The organism is Bartonella queenslandensis AUST/NH15 (genome assembly GCF_000312585.1).
GTDB classification, from domain to species: Bacteria; Pseudomonadota; Alphaproteobacteria; order Rhizobiales; family Rhizobiaceae; genus Bartonella; species Bartonella queenslandensis_A.
Map to the genome: position 1 here is coordinate 1 of NZ_HE998437.1, position 261 is coordinate 261.

Below are 261 nucleotides of genomic sequence, written 5' to 3' on the forward strand. Positions count from 1 at the left end.
GATGTGCGTGATTGCGGCTGTCAATTTGGGCGCTTTAATTTAGAAGAATTGGAAACCCAGATGCTTGTGGCACCAGCTGTGCGTGTTGCGGTGTTAGAGAGCCGTTTTACTTCTGTGGCTTGTGGACAGCAGAGTGCTGATCTTCATTTAGGGGCTTTTATTATTACTACGGGTAAAGAGCGTGATGTTCACAGTTGGCTTTTGGCAGAAGCCATTGCGGTTTTATGCCATAGCGGGCAATTGTGGGGATTGACGCATTTG

Annotated in this window: 1 pseudogene; it reads left to right on the plus strand. The window is 47.5% G+C overall.

The annotated features are described in order from the left end of the window. Positions 1-261: pseudogene (locus BN338_RS10585) on the plus strand (hypothetical protein); the annotation flags it as partial.